This window comes from Qipengyuania qiaonensis, from assembly GCF_019711515.1.
GTDB classification, from domain to species: domain Bacteria; phylum Pseudomonadota; class Alphaproteobacteria; order Sphingomonadales; family Sphingomonadaceae; genus Qipengyuania; species Qipengyuania qiaonensis.
This window is the reverse complement of record NZ_JAIGNO010000002.1, coordinates 47,134-64,602: the sequence shown is the minus strand read 5'-3', so window position 1 is coordinate 64,602 and position 17,469 is coordinate 47,134. Positions and strand designations below refer to the sequence as shown.

17 protein-coding genes are annotated in these 17,469 nt (G+C 63.0%); 7 read left to right on the top strand and 10 right to left on the bottom strand.

Features of this window, described 5'->3' with window-relative positions; translation table 11 throughout:
• Positions 1-9 precede the first annotated feature (9 nt).
• The 6 genes from metK to hisS form a co-directional block, all read right to left on the bottom strand.
• Entirely contained in the window at positions 10-1,248 is a 1,239-nt protein-coding gene (gene metK / locus K3174_RS03265; RefSeq protein ID WP_221555487.1) for a methionine adenosyltransferase, read from the bottom strand.
• A gap of 30 nt (positions 1,249-1,278) precedes the next feature.
• Positions 1,279-2,874, bottom strand: a complete 1,596-nt coding sequence (gene lnt, locus K3174_RS03260; RefSeq protein WP_221555486.1) for an apolipoprotein N-acyltransferase — start codon at positions 2,872-2,874, stop codon at positions 1,279-1,281.
• 42 nt (positions 2,875-2,916) lie between these two features.
• Positions 2,917-3,576, bottom strand: coding sequence for a DUF4167 domain-containing protein (locus tag K3174_RS03255; RefSeq protein ID WP_247711864.1), 660 nt, complete (start codon positions 3,574-3,576; stop codon positions 2,917-2,919).
• Between the two features lie 240 nt (positions 3,577-3,816).
• Positions 3,817-4,647 carry a peptide chain release factor N(5)-glutamine methyltransferase gene (gene prmC / locus K3174_RS03250; RefSeq protein WP_221555484.1) on the bottom strand — a complete coding sequence of 277 codons (831 nt, stop codon included), beginning with the start codon at positions 4,645-4,647 and terminating at the stop codon, positions 3,817-3,819.
• Positions 4,644-5,711: a peptide chain release factor 1 gene (prfA, locus tag K3174_RS03245; RefSeq protein ID WP_221555483.1), complete on the bottom strand. Its 1,068-nt coding sequence runs from the start codon at positions 5,709-5,711 to the stop codon at positions 4,644-4,646. Before prfA ends, prmC begins: the two co-directional genes overlap by 4 nt.
• A gap of 302 nt (positions 5,712-6,013) precedes the next feature.
• Positions 6,014-7,261, bottom strand: coding sequence for a histidine--tRNA ligase (hisS, locus tag K3174_RS03240; RefSeq protein ID WP_221555482.1), 1,248 nt, complete (start codon positions 7,259-7,261; stop codon positions 6,014-6,016).
• Positions 7,262-7,645: 384 nt separating this feature from the next.
• Here hisS and ppa point away from each other — a divergent pair, with 384 nt between their 5' ends.
• The gene (gene ppa / locus K3174_RS03235; RefSeq protein WP_221555481.1) at positions 7,646-8,179 is read left to right on the top strand and encodes an inorganic diphosphatase; all 534 of its coding nucleotides are present in this window, start codon (positions 7,646-7,648) and stop codon (positions 8,177-8,179) included.
• Positions 8,180-8,216: 37 nt separating this feature from the next.
• Here ppa and K3174_RS03230 read toward each other — a convergent pair whose 3' ends face one another.
• On the bottom strand, positions 8,217-9,563 hold the full coding sequence (locus K3174_RS03230) for a TldD/PmbA family protein (protein WP_221555480.1): 1,347 nt from the start codon (positions 9,561-9,563) through the stop codon (positions 8,217-8,219).
• 72 nt (positions 9,564-9,635) lie between these two features.
• Positions 9,636-10,010, bottom strand: coding sequence for a hypothetical protein (locus tag K3174_RS03225; RefSeq protein ID WP_221555479.1), 375 nt, complete (start codon positions 10,008-10,010; stop codon positions 9,636-9,638).
• Positions 10,011-10,203: 193 nt separating this feature from the next.
• Here K3174_RS03225 and lptB point away from each other — a divergent pair, with 193 nt between their 5' ends.
• The 3 genes from lptB (at position 10,204) to ctrA (ending at position 13,314) form a co-directional block, all read left to right on the top strand.
• A complete protein-coding gene (lptB, locus tag K3174_RS03220) occupies positions 10,204-10,989 on the top strand; it encodes an LPS export ABC transporter ATP-binding protein (RefSeq protein WP_221555478.1) in 786 nt (261 codons plus the stop codon).
• A 26-nt stretch (positions 10,990-11,015) separates the two neighbouring features.
• Positions 11,016-12,473 carry an RNA polymerase factor sigma-54 gene (rpoN, locus tag K3174_RS03215; RefSeq protein WP_221555477.1) on the top strand — a complete coding sequence of 486 codons (1,458 nt, stop codon included), beginning with the start codon at positions 11,016-11,018 and terminating at the stop codon, positions 12,471-12,473.
• 145 nt (positions 12,474-12,618) lie between these two features.
• Positions 12,619-13,314, top strand: coding sequence for a response regulator transcription factor CtrA (gene ctrA, locus K3174_RS03210; protein ID WP_221555476.1), 696 nt, complete (start codon positions 12,619-12,621; stop codon positions 13,312-13,314).
• Positions 13,315-13,429: 115 nt separating this feature from the next.
• Here ctrA and K3174_RS03205 read toward each other — a convergent pair whose 3' ends face one another.
• Positions 13,430-14,254, bottom strand: coding sequence for a helix-turn-helix domain-containing protein (locus tag K3174_RS03205; protein WP_221555475.1), 825 nt, complete (start codon positions 14,252-14,254; stop codon positions 13,430-13,432).
• Between the two features lie 189 nt (positions 14,255-14,443).
• Between K3174_RS03205 and K3174_RS03200 the strand changes: the two genes are divergently transcribed.
• Together K3174_RS03200 and trmB are read left to right on the top strand one after the other, a co-directional pair.
• Complete coding sequence (locus tag K3174_RS03200) at positions 14,444-15,208, top strand: sulfite exporter TauE/SafE family protein (RefSeq protein WP_221555474.1); 765 nt, start codon at positions 14,444-14,446, stop codon at positions 15,206-15,208.
• An 18-nt stretch (positions 15,209-15,226) separates the two neighbouring features.
• A complete protein-coding gene (gene trmB / locus K3174_RS03195; protein WP_221555473.1) occupies positions 15,227-15,928 on the top strand; it encodes a tRNA (guanine(46)-N(7))-methyltransferase TrmB in 702 nt (233 codons plus the stop codon).
• A gap of 61 nt (positions 15,929-15,989) precedes the next feature.
• Here the strand turns inward: trmB and K3174_RS03190 are convergent, their stop codons facing one another.
• Positions 15,990-16,598 (bottom strand): outer membrane protein, encoded by a 609-nt coding sequence (locus K3174_RS03190; RefSeq protein WP_221555472.1) that lies wholly within the window; start codon positions 16,596-16,598, stop codon positions 15,990-15,992.
• Between the two features lie 195 nt (positions 16,599-16,793).
• Between K3174_RS03190 and K3174_RS03185 the strand changes: the two genes are divergently transcribed.
• Positions 16,794-17,465, top strand: coding sequence for an SDR family NAD(P)-dependent oxidoreductase (locus tag K3174_RS03185; RefSeq protein WP_221555471.1), 672 nt, complete (start codon positions 16,794-16,796; stop codon positions 17,463-17,465).
• Positions 17,466-17,469: the final 4 nt, after the last annotated feature.

Below are 17,469 nucleotides of genomic sequence, written 5' to 3'. Positions count from 1 at the left end.
CGGACCGCATCAGTTGAAGGCAGTTTTCAGATCGTCGACCAGATCGGTGCGTTCCCACGGGAAGAATTCACCATCGGCTTGGCGCCCGAAATGCCCGTAGGCCGCACTCTTGCGATAGATCGGCTTGTTGAGGCCGAGATGCACGCGGATGCCGCGCGGCGTCAGTCCACCCAGTTTCTGCATGCCGCGGATCGCATCTTCCAGCGCCTCGTCGGTCACGCCTGCGGCACTCGTGCCGTGGGTGTCGACATAGAGCGAAAGCGGCTTCGACACCCCGATCGCATAGGATAGCTGGATGGTGCAGCGCTTCGCCAGCCCGGCGGCGACGATGTTCTTCGCCAGGTAACGCGTGATATAGGCCGCCGAACGGTCGACCTTGGTCGGATCCTTGCCGCTGAAAGCCCCCCCGCCATGCGGCGCCGCGCCGCCATAGGTATCGACGATGATCTTGCGGCCGGTCAGGCCGGCATCGCCATCGGGTCCGCCGATCTCGAAAGCGCCGGTGGGGTTGATGTGCCATTCGGTATCGTCGGTCAGCCAACCCTCGGGAAGCAGTTCCGCGACCACGCGCTTCACATAGGCCTTGAGTTCGGCTTCCTTCTCGCCCTCGTGATAGCCCTTGGCATGCTGGGTCGAGACGACCACAGCGGTGCAGGCGACTGGCTTGCCGTTTTCGTAGCGCAGCGTGACCTGGCTCTTGGCATCAGGTTCGAGGAAGGGCGCAGCGCCACTCTTGCGATCGGCCGACAGTCGCTCGAGGATCTTGTGGCTGTAGTCGAGCGTCGCGGGCATGAGGTCGGGTGTCTCGTCACAGGCGAAGCCGAACATGATGCCCTGATCGCCGGCGCCTTCATCCTTGTTGCCATTGGCATCGACGCCCTGCGCGATCTCCGCGGACTGGCCGTGGAGATGGTTCTCGAAGGTCAGCGTGCTCCAGTGAAAGCCGTCCTGTTCGTAGCCGATCTCGCGCACGGTATGGCGGACCGCCCGCTCGATCTCTTCCTTGGCGCCTGGCGCCCATCCGGCATTTTCGGCCCAGTCCGGGTTTTTGGCATCGTACATTGGCGCGCAGCGGATTTCGCCCGAAAGGATCACGCGCTGGGTAGTGGTCATGGTTTCGCAGGCGACGCGTGCCTCGGGATCGCGGGCCAACATCAGATCGACGATGGCATCGGAGATCTGGTCGGACACCTTGTCAGGATGGCCTTCCGAGACGCTTTCGGAGGTAAAGAGGAAGCTGCTGCGCATAAGGAATGAAATCCCGATATAAAGAAGTCTTTATGTGTCGTTCGCGCGGTAGCCGCCCAAACCGCGCATGGCAACCAGTGAAAGCGCCAGCAGGCCGATCCCCCAAGCCAGCGTGAGCAAGTGCCCGAAACGGGCGAACGGTGTGGGCGCATGCGCTGGGGGAACGAGGGTATCGATCCGCCCTGCGACATTGCGGCCGATATGTTCGCGCACCACGCCGCGCGCATCGATCACTGCGCTGATCCCAGTGGTGGTCGAGCGCAGCACTGGCAGCCCCTCCTCGGCTGCACGCATGCGGGCCTGGGCGAGATGTTGCGGCGGCCCCCATAGGCCGAACCAGCCATCGTTCGACGGATTGAAGATGTAATCCGGCCTGTTCGTCCGATCGACCACTTCGCCCGAAAACACGATCTCGTAACAGATCTGCACCCCCGCCCTTCCGAAATCACCGAGCTTTTGGCTCTGCGGCCCAGGCCCCGGAATGAAATCGAGCGTGCCCGCCACCAGCCGGGTCAGGCCGAGAGGCTCAAGCAGACCTCGCATCGGCAGGTATTCGCCATAAGGCACCAGATGGGCCTTGGCATACCGTTCGCCCAGCTGTCCCTGCGGGTCGATGGAGGTCACGGTGTTGTACGCCCCGACAGCCTTTTCGCGGCCGTCTACCGTAGCGATCTCCAGATCCACCACCCCGGTCAGCAGCAGGCTGTCGGCGCCTATCACCTGTGCGATGCGGGCGCGGGCGAAGGCGGGATCGCCTGCCGCGGTCATCTGGGTGTAGTAGCGCTGCGGATAACCGTCGCGCAGATAGTCGGGAACGGCGCTTTCCGGCCACAGCACCAGCCGCTGGCTTTGCGATGCCAGCGGCACGCTGAGCCGGGCGATACGCTGGAACTGTTCTTCGAAACGCGACGCGTCATTGATTTCGTCCTGTCCTAGATTGGGCTGGACGAGGGTCAGCGGCACCGTCCCTTCCCTGCCTGCGCCGGCGGGAAGATAAACCATCGCGACGATGGCACCGGACGAGAGCGCAAGAACCACAAAGCGCCTCGCCTGCACGAGATAGGCGAGCAGGATGGCCAGGCTCGCGGCGAGCCCGGACAGCGCATAACTGCCGGTAAAGGGCAGCACCATGCCCAGGCCGGGCCGATCCCACGGACCGAGCAGCATCATCGAGAACGGCCCCCAGCTATAGCCGCTGAAGACCCAGCTGCGCAGCCATTCGGCGGCGATCCATATCGCTCCGAAAGCCAACGCGAAATTCGGTAGATTGCCCTTGCGCGCCACCAGCCAGGCGGCGCAGGTCGCAAAAGCCGGCCAGACCGCGAGATACAACGCCAGCAGCGGCACCGCGGCCCAGCCGAAGACGGCGGGCATCTCAGCCTGATAGGTGAAGGCGGTGGCGATCCAGTTGTCGGTTACGGTGAAATGCGCAACACCGAACAGCCACCCTGCCAGCAGCGCGCGTTTCCAGCTTGGCGACTGCCATGCCAGCCAGCCGAAGGCGCCAATCGCCGCGAGGCCAAGCGGCCACAAATGAAAGGGCTGGAACCCGAACGCCGACGCCGCGCCCAGCAGCAGCGCGGCGATATTGGGGTGCGAGCGGGCCAAGCCGGGGATTTTCTCCATCGGCTTGCCCCTTAGATGGTCAGATCAGCACTGCAAGCGCGATCAGCCGACCGCGCTCACTTCGTTGTCGTCTTCCTGCTTGCGCTTGCGACGACGCGGTGCGGGCTTGGCCTCGTCGGTGTCGTTCGCGCTGATCGAGGGCGGAAGGACGGTTGCGTCGATCTCGCTCTCATTGCCGACGGCGCCTTCTTCGCTCTTCTTCGCCTTGCGCGGGGCACGGCGCTTTTTGGGCGCTTCGTCCTCTTCGTCCCGACGGGTGAAGGGATTCTCGGACGGCTCGAACCGATTGTCGTCATCGTCGTCGTCATTGCGCGGCTTGCGGCCACGCGGCTTGCGATTGTCGTCGTCCTGATCGTCACGACGACCACGCGGGCGACGGTTGTTGCGGCGATCTTCGCCGTCGTCGTCGTCATCGTCGTCGTCGAAATTCGACCCGCGGTCGTCCTGCCGTTTCGCCTTGGCTTCTTCCTGGCGCGCCTTGTTGTCGGCGATCACCCGGAAATAGTGGTCGGCGAACTGCAAGTAGTACTCCGCCTGAACGCGGTCGCCATTATGCTGGGCGTCCTGAGCGAGCTTCTTGTACTTGTCGAGCAGTTGCGGGGCATTGCCGCGTGCGCGGCTGTCGATCCGGTTGGCCGAATTGGCCCCGCCCTGATTGCGGTTACCGCGTCCGCGACGACGGTTGTTGCGATTGTTGTTCAAGGGTAGCTGGTCCTCATTCAATGCGCGGCACGAACCCAAAACCGGTCCGCAAATGGCCGCGTGACCCCTTGCGCGACTGCGCCTGTCGCAGTTCGCGTGCCCCGTTTTGTGCATGGTATGCGGGGCCGGAGCCTCGCACCAAAACTGCCATGTCGGAGCTGGAACCGGTGGGGAGGCGTTAGCCGCGCACCACTGGCCTATGGCCAGAGTTAAGCGCTCGAATCGGCTTTGCCAAGTCTTTTATCGCAAAAGCAGCGCACGCGGTCGTCCCGCAAGGTCGCGGCGCATGGTTACGGCGAAACCCGAGTCGCGTGCAAGGCCGGTAACCGCCTCTTCCTGCGTGGCCCCGATCTCGAATATGGCGAGACCGCCGGGCGCAAGAAGCTTGCCAAGCTGCGGGACGATCGCGCGATAGTCGTCAAGCCCGTCGGGCCCCGCGAAAAGAGCCGCGGCGGGTTCGTAGTCGCGCACATCCGGGTCCAGCACGGCATCGGTCTCGACATAGGGTGGGTTGCAGAGCACGAGGTCGAACGCCCCCAGCCGATCGGCCCAGCCTTCCTCCAGCCAGCTGGCCCGCAGGAACTGCGCCCGCCCGGCAAGGCCCAGCCTCTTGCAATTGGCAGCGGCTATGTCGAGCGCGGCCGCCGAAGAATCGATCCCGATACCGGTCGCGGAGGGGCAGTGGTGCAGGACCGCCAGCAACAATGCGCCCGATCCGGTCCCCATGTCGAGAACGCGGGCATCGGCGGGCGCGGCATCGAGCGCCGCCTGCACCATGGTTTCGCTGTCGCCGCGGGGAATAAGCGTATCGGGTGTTACCGCAAATTCGAGCCCGAAAAATTCCTGCACGCCAAGCAGATGCGCGACCGGCTCGCACACCGCACGACGGGAGACGAGATTTTCGAACACGGCGAGATGCGGTTCGGCCTCGTCGCGCATCCGCGTGAGCAGCATCAGCGAGCGCGATACCCCGAGCACATTCGCCATCAGCAGTTCGGCATCGAGCCGGGCGGTATCGCTGGTAGTGGAAAGATGCTCTGCCGCTGTGCGGATCGCGTCGGCGACGGTCATTCGGCCATCGCCGCCAAACGCTTGGCCTCGTCCTCGGCGATCAGCGCATCGACCAGTTCGCCCAAGCCAGGCCCGGCGATGATCTGCGGCAATTTCTGCAGCGTCAGCCCGATCCGGTGGTCGGTCACGCGGCCTTGCGGGAAATTGTAAGTACGGATGCGTTCGGAGCGGTCGCCCGAACCGACCATGGCCTTGCGCGCTTCGGCCTCGGCGCCCTGCGTCGCCTCGCGCTGCGCATCGTAAAGGCGCGTGCGCAGGACCTGCATCGCCTTTTCCTTGTTCTTGTGCTGGCTGCGACCATCTTGGCAGGTCACGACGAGGCCGGTGGGCAGGTGCGTGATGCGGATCGCGCTGTCGGTGGTGTTGACGTGCTGGCCGCCCGCCCCACTGGCACGATAGGTGTCGATCTTGAGATCCTTGTCCTCGATCTGGACATCCACCTCGTCGGGTTCGGGAAGGACGGCCACGGTCGCCGCCGAGGTATGGATGCGCCCGCCGCTCTCGGTCTCGGGTACGCGCTGGACGCGGTGGACGCCGCTTTCGAATTTCAGCTTGGCGAACACTCCGCTGCCGGTGACGTTAGCCACGATTTCCTTGAATCCACCCACCTCGGATGCGCTCATGCTGACCGGTTCGACCTTCCAGCCCTGCTCGGCGGCGAAGCGTTCATACATGCGGTAGAGATCGCCCGCGAACAGCGCCGCCTCGTCGCCGCCCGTGCCGGCGCGAATTTCGAGCATGGCGGGCTTGCTGTCGGCAGAATCGCGCGGAAGCATGGCGATCGCCAGTTCGCGCTCCGCCTCGGGCAGGTGCTTTTTCAGCGCGGCGATTTCCTCTTCCGCCATCGCCTTCATTTCCGGATCGGCGAGCATGTCCTCCAGCTCGGAGATTTCCTCGCGTGCCGCCTTCACCTCGGCGGCGATCTTGGCCACCGGCTCCAGCTCGGCATAGTCGCGGCTCGCCTGAACGAATTCCTCACCCTCGAGCGTACCCGAAGCCATACGTGCCTCGAGCTCGGCGAAGCGATTGGCGATCTGGTCGAGGCGTTCGGCTGGTATGGTCATCGGATTTTCATCTGGCGGATGGGCGACAAAGGCGACAGGGTGTCAACTCCGCTTTTCTAGCCTAACTCTTTCTTTCATAATATAAATTTTACGCAATAACCGGGTGGCACTTGCGCTGGGAGGCCCCCGCCGGTTTGGTTCCTGCCAATTGGACGGGCCTGCCTTAGCGAAGGATGCGGCCTGTAGGAAAGGCGTTGGGCGAGAATGGTCAAATCACCGACCTCTTTACCGTCATCCCGGGCTTGACCCGGGATCAGGCTTCTGGCGGCAAGCTCGGTCCCAGAAGACAGCACCACCCCGGATCAAGTCCGGGGTGACGGATTTCGATTGCTCAACACCGCAACAATCTTGCTGGCGTCACCTTCACCCGAAATCCCGTGATAACCCCCGTCATCTACACGCAGGATATACTGCGGATTTTGCTTCACAGCCTTGTCATAGCGCTTCTTCGGAGATCCAGTGGCCATGAGGTCGGCGATCACGCCGCCTCTTCGCAAATCGGATACTAGTTCGATCGCTTCAGCCATTCCGGCGTCGTTTTCTACAAGGACGACCGCTTCGAGGCGCTCCGGCATTCTCTCCCCCACCAGCATCGCCAACCGCTCGATCCCGGCGGCCCAACCCACCGCAGGCGTCAGCGCACCGCCGAGGCTTTCCATTAGTCCGTCATAACGCCCGCCGCCCAGGATTGTACTCTGGCTGCCGAGCTTGCCCGCCGCCTCACTACCCTCGTCGGGAATGAATTCGAAGGCGGTGTGGCGATAATAGTCGAGCCCGCGCACGAGGCTTGGCGCGCGTGTCCATTTGACCCCGGCAGCGTCCAGCCCGGCCGTTACCTCGTCGAAAAAGCGTTTGGCACCGTCGGTCAGGAAACGGTCGATATCAAGCGTATGATCGACATGTTTTCTGTCACGCGGGTCCTTGCTGTCGAGAATGCGCAGCGGGTTCTTTTCCAGCCGCTCCTGGCTGTCTTCGGACAATTCGTCCTTCACGCTGCGGAAGTGTTCGACCAGCGCGGCACGCCAGGCCTCGCGGCTGTCGCCATCGCCCAGCGTGTTGAGATGCAGCGTGACGCCCTCGATCCCCAGCTCTTTCAGTAGCTGATCGGCCATGGCGAGCAGTTCGACATCGGCCTGCGGCTCGGCAGCGCCGATGATCTCTGCGTCGATCTGGTGGAACTGGCGATAGCGGCCCTTCTGCGGACGCTCATAGCGGAACAGCGGCCCATGCGTGGCGAGCTTGACCGGCGCGTGCTGCTGCCAGCCGTTGGAGAGATAGGCCCGCGCGATTCCAGCGGTGAATTCGGGGCGCAGGGTCAGGCTTTCCCCGCCGCGATCGTCGAAGGAATACATTTCCTTGCTGACCACGTCGGTCGTCTCGCCGATGGCGCGGCTGAAGACTTCGGTCTTCTCGAACACGGGCATTTCGACCCGGCGGAAGCGATAGAGCTTGCGCACGCGCTCGAATGTTTCGACCACGAAAGCGAACGCCTCGGCATCTGCGCCGAAAATATCCTGGGTGCCACGGATGGCTTGAGGTGTTTTTGCCATGGGCCGCGCGCTTAAGGCGAAGCGGGGGTTTCTGCAATCGCCGCGCATGGTGGGGTTTCGCGCAGAGACGCCGAGGGCGCAGAGATTCGCGCTCACAGAGGCACGGAGGCACACACACACACAGAGAGAGAGAGAGAGAGAGAGAGGCTCGCGACGCAGGCGCCATAAATTAGAGCGCAGGCGGCTATAGAGATGGGCTTAAGTCGCCTTCGGCGAAACACCTCCGCGCCGCTGTGCCTTGGTGAGCGCCCAAAGGCCTCTCGCTTGTGTGCCTCTGCGCGAAATTCCTCAACCAAACCCCTTCCGCATGAGTGAACTCCCCGCTAGGGCGCTGCGGGAAGTCTTTCTGGGGAGAGGGGCCGAACGCAACGAGAGAACCACGCAATGCGCATCGACATGATCCCCATCGGCGACAATCCGCCCGAGAGCCTAAACGTCATCATCGAAGTACCGACCGGCGGCGAGCCGGTGAAATACGAGTTCGATAAGGACTCGGGCGCGCTGTTCGTCGACCGCATCCTGCACACGCCGATGCGTTATCCGGCGAATTACGGGTTCGTCCCCCACACGCTTTCGCCCGATGGCGACCCGCTCGATGCGCTGGTGATCTCGCGCAGCCCGTTCATTCCGGGCTGTGTTGTCCGCGCCCGCCCGATCGGCGTGCTGAACCTCGAAGACGAACATGGCGGCGACGAGAAACTCGTCTGCGTGCCGGTCGACACGACCTTCCCCTATTATTCGGATGTCGGCGAAACGAAGGATCTGCCGTCGATCATCTTCCAGCAGATCGAGCACTTCTTCACCCACTACAAGGACCTGGAGAAAGAAAAGTGGGTGCGTATCGGAAATTGGGGCGATGCAGCCGATGCCAAGCGAATCGTACTTGAGAGTATCGAGCGCTACAACGACGCGAAATAGGCGCTAACCGACCCGGACGGGGTCGCGGGCCGACGCCTTACTGGCCGGCCACCGCCATGCCGTCGATGCGGAAGGTCGGCACGTCTACCCCGCGCACCAGTTCCAGGTCGTTGGCCGGTATCAGCGCCCGGAACATGTCGGGCAGCGTCCCGGCAATAGTGATCTCGGACACCGGATCGGCCAGTTCGCCGTTGCGGATGCGAAACCCGCTGGCCCCGCGGCTGTAATCGCCGGTGACGAGGTTGACGCCCTGGCCGAACAGGTCCGTCACGAACAGGCCGTCCTCGATATCGGCGATCAGCTCGGCGACGCTTGGCGCTCCTGCTTCCATGAAGACATTGCTGGCCGCGACGCCGGGTGATCCGCCGCCACCGCGGCTGGCATGGCCGGTCAATCCGAGTTCCAGCTGCGCGGCGCTTGAAACATTGCTCAGCCAGCCGAAGATACGGCCGTCCTCCACCAGCGCGCGCGGTGTGCTGGCAACGCCTTCGCCATCGTAGTTGCGCGAACGCAGGCCGCGCAGGCGATGCGGCTCCTCGACGATTTTGATAGTGCTATCGAACAGTTGCTCGTTCTCGCGCCCGATCAGGAAGCTGGCCTTGCGCGCGATCGAAGGCGCAGCCATCGCGCCGAGCAGGTGGCCGAGCACTCCGCCGCCAACGCGCGGATCGAATACGACCGGCATCTTTCGCGACGGGATCGAACCGGGGCCAACCTTGCGGACCGTGCGTTCTCCCGCCTCGCGGCCGATATCGGCCGGATCGGGCAAATCGCAGCGATGCCGCTGGGTGCGATAGGCATAGTCGGTCTGCTTGTCGCCGCCCTCGCCAGCGACGACGCTGGCGGAAAGCGTGTGCGAACCGCCCGAATGGCCGCGCGCGAAGCCGCTGCTCGTGACCAGAGCAAAGACCGAGCGCGACGAGGACGCGCTGCCGCCGTTCGAATTCGTCACCCCGGCAATGGCGCGCGCCGCGTCTTCGGCAGCCAGTGCAGCCTCGCGCAATTCCTCGGGCGAGGGTTCCGCCCCATCGGTCAGGTCGAGATCGACACCGTCGCCGGCAAAGAGCGCATCGGCAGGTGCCAGCCCGCCATAGGCATCCTCCGGAGCGAGCCGCGCCATTTCCACGGCGCGCCCGGCGAGCATCTGCAGACCCTCGGGCGCGAAATCGCTGGTACTGATCGAGGCCGACCGCCGCCCGACGAACACCCGCAGGCCAATCTCTTCGCTTTCGGAGCGTTCGACTTCCTCGAGAGCGCCAAGACGCACACCGACGCTTTCGGAAGACGATGCGCGGGCGACAGCATCGGCCTGATCGGCACCCATCTTGCGCGCCAGTTCGACAAGATCGTGGCAGCGGGCCAGCGCCGTTTCGGACCCGATCATGGCTTAAGCCGGAATATCGCAATCATACGCGCGAGGTAGGATGCGCGCTGCCCGCTGGCAACCGGTGTCCGGTCAGGAAAAGATCAGCTTGAAGAAGATCGTCAGCGCCACCGGCAAGCCGATAGCCAGTAGCCAGAGCATGATCTGGTCCCGGCGGAATGCCGGTTTGAGACCCACGTCGGTCGCTTCGTCATCGGACAAGCCCGTCCAGCGGCGTTCGAACCAGCGACAAGCCGGAATGATGCCGGCGACGAGAATGATGAGGGCGAGATAGGGAACTATCGAGGAAACGCCCTGCTTCATGGCACCCACGGTCATGAATATCTGCAGGCCGGTATAGACGAGCAGCGCGAGCGCTACATTATCGCTCATTGCTTTGCGCCAGTCGCGTTTGCGAGCTGTCGCATGAACGGTGGCGACATCGGCTTCGTGGAGCGCCTTGTTCACGTGCCTCTCCTTTTTCTCCAACCCGAATCGCATTGTTTCAAAAATGCTGCGAACTGGCAAGCAATCGTGCGCGGCGAAGCCCAAACCGTCCAACAGCGATACACAACGCGGCCCATGCACGAATCCTGCCAGTTCGTCGAAAAGGCCTTCGCGCGGGGTTTTCAAGGCCATATCGCATGCTATGTCGCGGCCCATGGCCGATATCGGAACGAGCCCTGAGAACGACGCGGTACACGATGCCGCCCCACCCATCCCGCAGGGCGGACTGGAAGTCGTGTCGATCGCCAAGAGCTACGACAAGCGTGCGGTCCTGACCGATATCTCGCTCTCCGTGGGCAAGGGCGAAGTGCTCGGCCTGCTCGGGCCCAACGGAGCCGGCAAGACCACCTGCTTCTATTCCATCATGGGGCTGGTCCGGCCCGATTCCGGGCGTATCATGATGGATGGCGACGATGTCACCAATCTGCCCATGTATCGCCGGGCGATCCTGGGCCTCGGATACCTGCCGCAGGAAACCAGTATCTTTCGCGGCATGACCGTGGAACAGAACATCAATTGCGTGCTCGAAATGGTCGAGCCGGACGACGATACCCGTGCACGGGAACTCGAGCGCCTGCTGGAGGAATTCGGTTTGACCCGCCTGCGCGCCAGCCCGGCCATGGCGCTTTCGGGCGGCGAAAGGCGGCGGGCCGAAATCGCCCGCGCGCTGGCGGCCAAGCCGTCGATCATGCTGCTCGACGAACCATTCGCCGGGATCGACCCGCTGTCGATCAGCGACATCCGGGATCTGGTGAAGGATCTGAAGACCCGCGGCATCGGTGTGTTGATCACCGATCACAATGTCAGAGAAACGCTCGAGATCGTCGATCGCGCCTGCATCATCTATGGCGGACAGGTTCTGTTCGCGGGCACTCCCGAAGCGCTGGTCGCCGACGAGAACGTCCGCCGCCTCTATCTGGGCGAGAGCTTCACTCTGTGATCTACCGCATCGGGAGGAGCTAGCTCATGGCGCTGGGGCCGCGCCTTGATCTCAGACAAACCCAATCGCTGGTGATGACTCCCCAGCTCCAGCAGGCGATCAAGCTGCTGGCGTTGTCCAATCTGGAGATCGAAACCTTCGTTGCCGAAGCGCTCGAATCCAACCCGCTGCTCGAAATGGGCGAGGTCCGCCGCGAAGCGGGCGAGGATTCCTCCCCCGACCCGCAAGAACACGACAGCGCACCCGATTTCGACGGGGAGAGTGCCCTCGACGTGGCGGACCATGCGCTCGATCCGGAGGCTGCACCGGGCGATTTCGCACACGGCGAAGGTGGTGACTGGAGTCGCGGCGATATCGGGACTGCGGGTGAGCTGCCCGATCTCGAGAACCGCTCGTCGGAAGGCCCGACGCTGACCGAGCACCTTTCCGGACAGATCGGCACGGTCGCACATGACCAGCGCGAAGCCCTGATCGCTTTGCGGATCATCGGCGAACTCGACGAAACGGGCTACCTGCCGACCGAACTTCGGGTGATCGCCGACGAACTGGGCGTGCCGCTGGCCGAGGCCGAACGAGCCCTTGCCACGGTTCAGACGCTCGACCCGACCGGGGTTGGCGCGCGCTCGCTGGCGGAATGCCTTGCCCTCCAGGCGCGCGAAGCCGATCGCTACGATCCGTGCATGGCGCGGCTGATCGACAATCTCGAACTGGTCGTGACCGGCGATATCGGGCGATTGAAGCGCATGTGCGAAGTCGACGACGAGGACTTCGCCGACATGCTCGCCGAATTGCGCGGCTACGATCCCAAGCCGGGGCTCGCTTATGCAGGCGGCGCGGAAGGAGCCGTCGTCCCAGACGTCCTGGTGTCGCCCAGCGCCGATGGGTGGAACATCCGCCTCAACGAAGCGAGCCTGCCGCGCCTCGTCGTCAATCGCGAGTACTATCTCGAACTGAGGGGCGGCGCCCGCGACAAGGCGTCGCAGAGCTGGCTCAACGAACAGTTGGGCGAGGCCGACTGGCTGATCCGCGCGCTGGATCAGCGCCAGAAGACGATCCTGAAGACCTCCGCCGAAATCGTTAAACGGCAGGAAGGCTTCTTTCGCGAAGGCGTTACCGCGATGCGGCCGCTGACCCTGCGCGAAGTGGCCGAGAAGATCGAGATGCACGAATCGACCGTCAGCCGCGTGACCAGCAACAAATACCTCGCCTGCCCGCGCGGCACGTTCGAGCTGAAATACTTCTTTTCCAGCGGAGTCGCCGCGGCCGATGGCGAAGGCGCTTCGGCCGAGGCGATCAAGGCCCGTATCCGCGCCCTGTGCGATGCCGAGGACCCCAAGAAGGTTCTTTCGGACGAGGCATTGGCCGGACTGCTCAAGCAGGAAGGCTACGATCTCGCGCGGCGCACGGTCGCCAAATACCGGGAGGCGATCGGGATCGGGTCCAGCGCGCAGCGAAGGCGGCAGAAGAAGCTGGCGGCGCTGTGACACCTGTCTGCCACAGGGAAAAAAGTTAACGCGCTTTACCTGGCGTTAACCTTTTTCCTTCAGACCTCTTGTGGTTAATACAGGGCAACACCTCTTGCTATGGTGTTACCGACGGACACTTAGGGAACCAACGGGGGACATCCCAATGCGTGTACTGCTGATCGAAGACGAGCCGACAACCGCCAAAGCCATCGAGCTCATGCTCACGACAGAAGGCTTTAACGTATACTCGACCGATCTCGGCGAGGAAGGCCTCGATCTCGGCAAACTGTATGATTACGATATCATCCTGCTCGACCTGAACCTGCCCGACATGCACGGGTACGACGTGCTCAAGAAGCTGCGCGTCGCCAAGGTGCAGACGCCGGTCCTGATCCTTTCGGGTATTGCCGAAATGGACAGCAAGATCCGCTCGTTCGGCTTCGGTGCCGACGATTACGTGACCAAGCCGTTCCACCGCGAAGAGCTGGTCGCCCGCATCCACGCCGTGGTGCGCCGCTCCAAGGGTCATAGCCAGTCGGTGATCCGCACCGGCAAGCTGGCCGTGAACCTCGACGCCAAGACCGTCGAAGTTGACAGCGCCCGCGTCCACCTGACCGGCAAGGAATACGCGATGCTGGAGCTGCTTTCGCTGCGCAAGGGCACCACGCTGACCAAGGAAATGTTCCTCAACCACCTCTACGGCGGCATGGACGAGCCCGAACTCAAGATCATCGACGTCTTCATCTGCAAGCTGCGCAAGAAGCTCAGCCATGCCTGCGGCGGCGACAATTACATCGAAACCGTCTGGGGCCGCGGCTACGTGCTGCGCGACCCGAACGAAGAGGCGGAAGCCGCCTGATCCTCTGCAAGATTGGACGAATTGGCGGGGGCTTTGCGGCCCCCGCCTTTTTTCGTTCGAGTACGTTCTTGTCTGGTCTTTCGCTCGGAGCAGTGATGGCAAGCACTGGGCCCGGTCAACCGATCCGCTTGAAATGGGTCGTCGGCAGTTTCGGGATGCCATCGCCCGCCCAGATAATCGTCTCGGTCATCGATTGCCGGTCGTCGGCGACGGTATAGACCCTGGTCGAGACAGGTTTCCCGGCCTTGCCCAAGGTCACGACCAGCGTGTTCGCTTCGGGATGGCGCAGTGAGCCCGTATCGATGAAGGCCATGTTTCCGGTCAACGGCACCGAAACGCCGTCGGGCCGCGCCGTGCTTTCGGCATAGCGCCTGGTGCCATCGGGATCGACGATCTCGACATGGGTCGTCCATTTGCCGTCCGGCGAGGTATCGAATTCGATCGTGACGCTTTGCGGGCGTTCTTCGGGTGGGATACGCGACACATCGAGCGACCAGCGGCCGACCAGCGGCGAGGTGCCCATTGCTTCGGCCTGAGTGGATTGCGAGGACCCGGCCTGATCCGTCGATATCGCTGCCATGACGACGAGACCGGCAGCAACTAGCGGTAATGATACGAGCATAATAATCTTTCCTTTCGACCATTTGGGCCCTTTGGTCAGGGCCTGTCCAAAGGTGTCGGGGCCGGAGCCCTGTGCCGCTAGATCGATTTTCTTGTTCCAGATTTTTTGGGCGTCGAGCAGGCGCGCCAGTTCCCGGCTGCTGCCGATCCCCGTCTTGCGGCGCGCATCGCGCAGGCGCTCGTTTATCGAGCTTTCCGACCGCCCCAGTTCGGCAGCAATGGATTTGGCGGTGTGACCGGCGGCAAGCAGTCGCAGGATTTCCAGTTCCGTATCGGTAAGGGCGGCAAGAGACCGGCGCGAGAGTTGCGTAGATGCCATGGCACTTGCTCACCACATGGCCAAACGAGGGTCCAGAACGATTTTTTTGGGAGGCGGTTGGACCGGAAACACCTGGAGCCTTGGCCACCGGGCGTTTTTCTTTTGACCCGCTCGATTTTTCCATATCGCTAAGCATGCGAGAGCGCAGTATTTACCGCCGGCAACAACGGCTGAAGGCGCCCGCTCTATATGGACCTGTTCGGTTTCGACTTGGGGGCCATCGTCCCCTTCATCCTGATCGGTTTTGCAGCACAGATGGTGGACGGCGCATTGGGCATGGCCTTCGGGGTCATCACCAATACGCTCATGGTCGGCCTGCTCGGCGTGCCGCCGGCGCTCGCATCGCAGCGCGTCCATCTGGTGGAGTGTTTCACCACCGCGACATCGGGCATCAGCCACTTGTTGCACGGCAATATCGACAAGCCGCTATTCTTCCGCCTGCTGATCCCCGGCGTGATCGGCGGATTGGCGGGCACCTATCTGCTCACCTCGATCGATGGCGATGTCATCAAGCCATTCGTGCTGATCTATCTGGCAGGCGTAGGTTTATGGCTGCTGGTGCGGGGCCTGCTTTATCCGCCGCCGCTGAAGGAAGCCAGGCATGTCGCGCCGCTCGGACTGGTCGGCGGGTTTCTCGATGCGGCGGGCGGTGGCGGCTGGGGGCCGGTGGTCACCTCCAACCTGCTGGTACAGGGGGCGGAACCCCGCAAGGTCGTCGGCACGGTCAATTCGGTCGAGTTCTTCCTGACGCTCAGCATCTCGGCCAGTTTCATCTATCATTTGGGGATTTCGCACATCGCAGGCGCGACATTTGGCCTCATAGTGGGCGGGATCGCCGCGGCACCGTTCGGCGCGATGGCGGCCAAGCATTTCAGCCCAAAGCTGATGCTGATCCTTGTCGGCATCGTGCTGAGCGTGACGAGCGCCTACGGCATCTGGACGGCATGGGGGTAGCTCGCTAGGCGCTCGCCCATGTCAGCGTACAAGGAAGGCGATCCGACCACCCTCAACCGGCTTTACGGGCGCAGCCAGGGCAAGCCCCTCCGCGCATCACAGCAGGAACTGGTCGACAGATTACTGCCGGAGATTTCCGTGCAATTAGAAGGACCGGTGACGTCGCAGGCCCTGTTCGGCTTCGATCGCCCCTTGCATTTCGAGATCGGCTTCGGTGGCGGCGAGCATCTGGCCGAGCGTGCGGACCTGCTGCCCGACCACGGTTTCATCGGCGCGGAACCCTTCGTCAACGGCGTGGCGCAGGCGCTGACCCACGTCCGCGACCGAACGCTGGCCAATGTCCGCATCCATCACGGCGATGCGCTGGAAGTGCTGCGCCGCCTGCCCGACGGCGCGCTGACCATGCTCTATATGCTTCATCCCGACCCCTGGCCGAAGAACAAGCACGCCAAGCGCCGCATGATGAATGACGGGCCGGTGCGCATGTTCGCCGACAAGCTGAAACCCGGCGGCGAGTTCCGCTTCGGCACCGATCACCCGGTCTATCTGCGTCACGCGCTGATGGTGATGCGCCGCTTCACCGACGAGTTCGAATGGATCGTCGACGGCCCATCGAGTTGGCAAAACCGGCCTTCAGGCTGGCCCGAAACCCGCTACGAACACAAGGCGCGGACCGTGTACGGGCACGAAGTGTGGTACTTCCGTTTCAGGCGCAAATAGCAAGAGGCCGCCCGGTTACCGGGACGGCCTCCGCTGTCATCGTAATTGCCCGAGACGTACCTCAGAAGCGCAGGCCGATGCCCGCCACGACCTGATCGGTCGAGACATCGCCCACGTCGCTGCCGGAAATGCCCTTGTAGTTCGAGCGACGGTATTCGACACGTCCCTCGAGCGGCCCGGGTAGCTGTACCTGAAGGCCGCCGCCGAAGCGCAGCCCGTCGGTGTTTTCATCAAGTTCGGAGAGCGATCCGCTATCGGTGAATGCCTGGGTGTCCAGGGCGGTGTAGCCGATCTTGCCATAGGCTGCGATGCCGGGTGTTACGGCAAAGCCCGCGCGCGCGCCGATATAATATTGGCCATCGGCGTCCAGTCCTTCGCGCGCCCCGCCGAAGCTGTCGGGAAATTCGGTCGATCCACCGCTCGTCGACAGTTCGCCCTCGACACCGACGAAGGCACTGCCAAGCGACAGGTCGTAACCGACGGTAACTCCATACACTGCGGAGTCGGCATCGGCGGTAACGCTGCCATCGTCCGATTCGACGTCGAGCCCTTCGTAGCCGGCCAGAGCGCCGACATAAAAGCCACCCGGCGCGACGTTCTGGCCCTGTGCCATGGCCGGAGCGGCGAACATGCCGGTTGCGATTGCGACCACTGCGATTGTCTTTTTCATTCATATTCCTTTCGCGTGCGATTTTCTGCACGCGCGGGCCGTTGCCGCCGCAGCGCTTGCTCATCAATGAACCGGATGACGATGCGTGGCGATTAGAGGACGGGCAGGCGAAGTCGTCGATCAACCGTTGAGCAGAATCGACGGAACACGTGACCCGTCGCCGCGCTTTGGACTCGGAACAAGGAGAAATGATCGATGGCAGATAAAACGGTTTTCATTTTCGGCGCTTCGCGCGGCATCGGGCTGGGGCTGGCAAAGACATTACTCGATCGCGGCTGGCAGGTCGTCGCGAGCGAGCGCACGCACGGCGCAGACCTGCACGCGCTCGCATGCGATGCCCTGCGGATCGCAACTGCCGATATTACCGAACCGGACAGCTATGCCGATCTCGATCTCTCCCCCGGCGAACTGGATGCTGTCATCATCAATGCCGGAATTATCGGAGCGAGCCATCAGGATTCGACGCAGGCGACACCGGACGAAGTCGCGCATGTCATGATGACCAATGCCTTCGGGCCGGCACGTGCAGCGAAGACGCTGCTGCCCGCGCTCAAAGACGGCGGAACGCTCGGCGTCATGTCCTCACTGATGGGTTCGATCGAGGACAGCTCCGGAGGCTACGAGCTTTACCGGACGAGCAAGGCCGCGCTGAATATGCTTGCCAAGGGCATTTCCGAGCAAGATGCGGGACCACGCAAGATCGAAGTCCTCGCACTCCATCCGGGCTGGGTACAAACCGACATGGGCGGGCCCAACGCGCATCTGACGATCGAGGAAAGCGTCACCGGGCTTGCCGATGTCGTCGCAAGCTCCGGCGGTGGCGGCTTCCGCTTCGTAGATTACAGCGGCAAGCAAATACCGTTCTGACCCG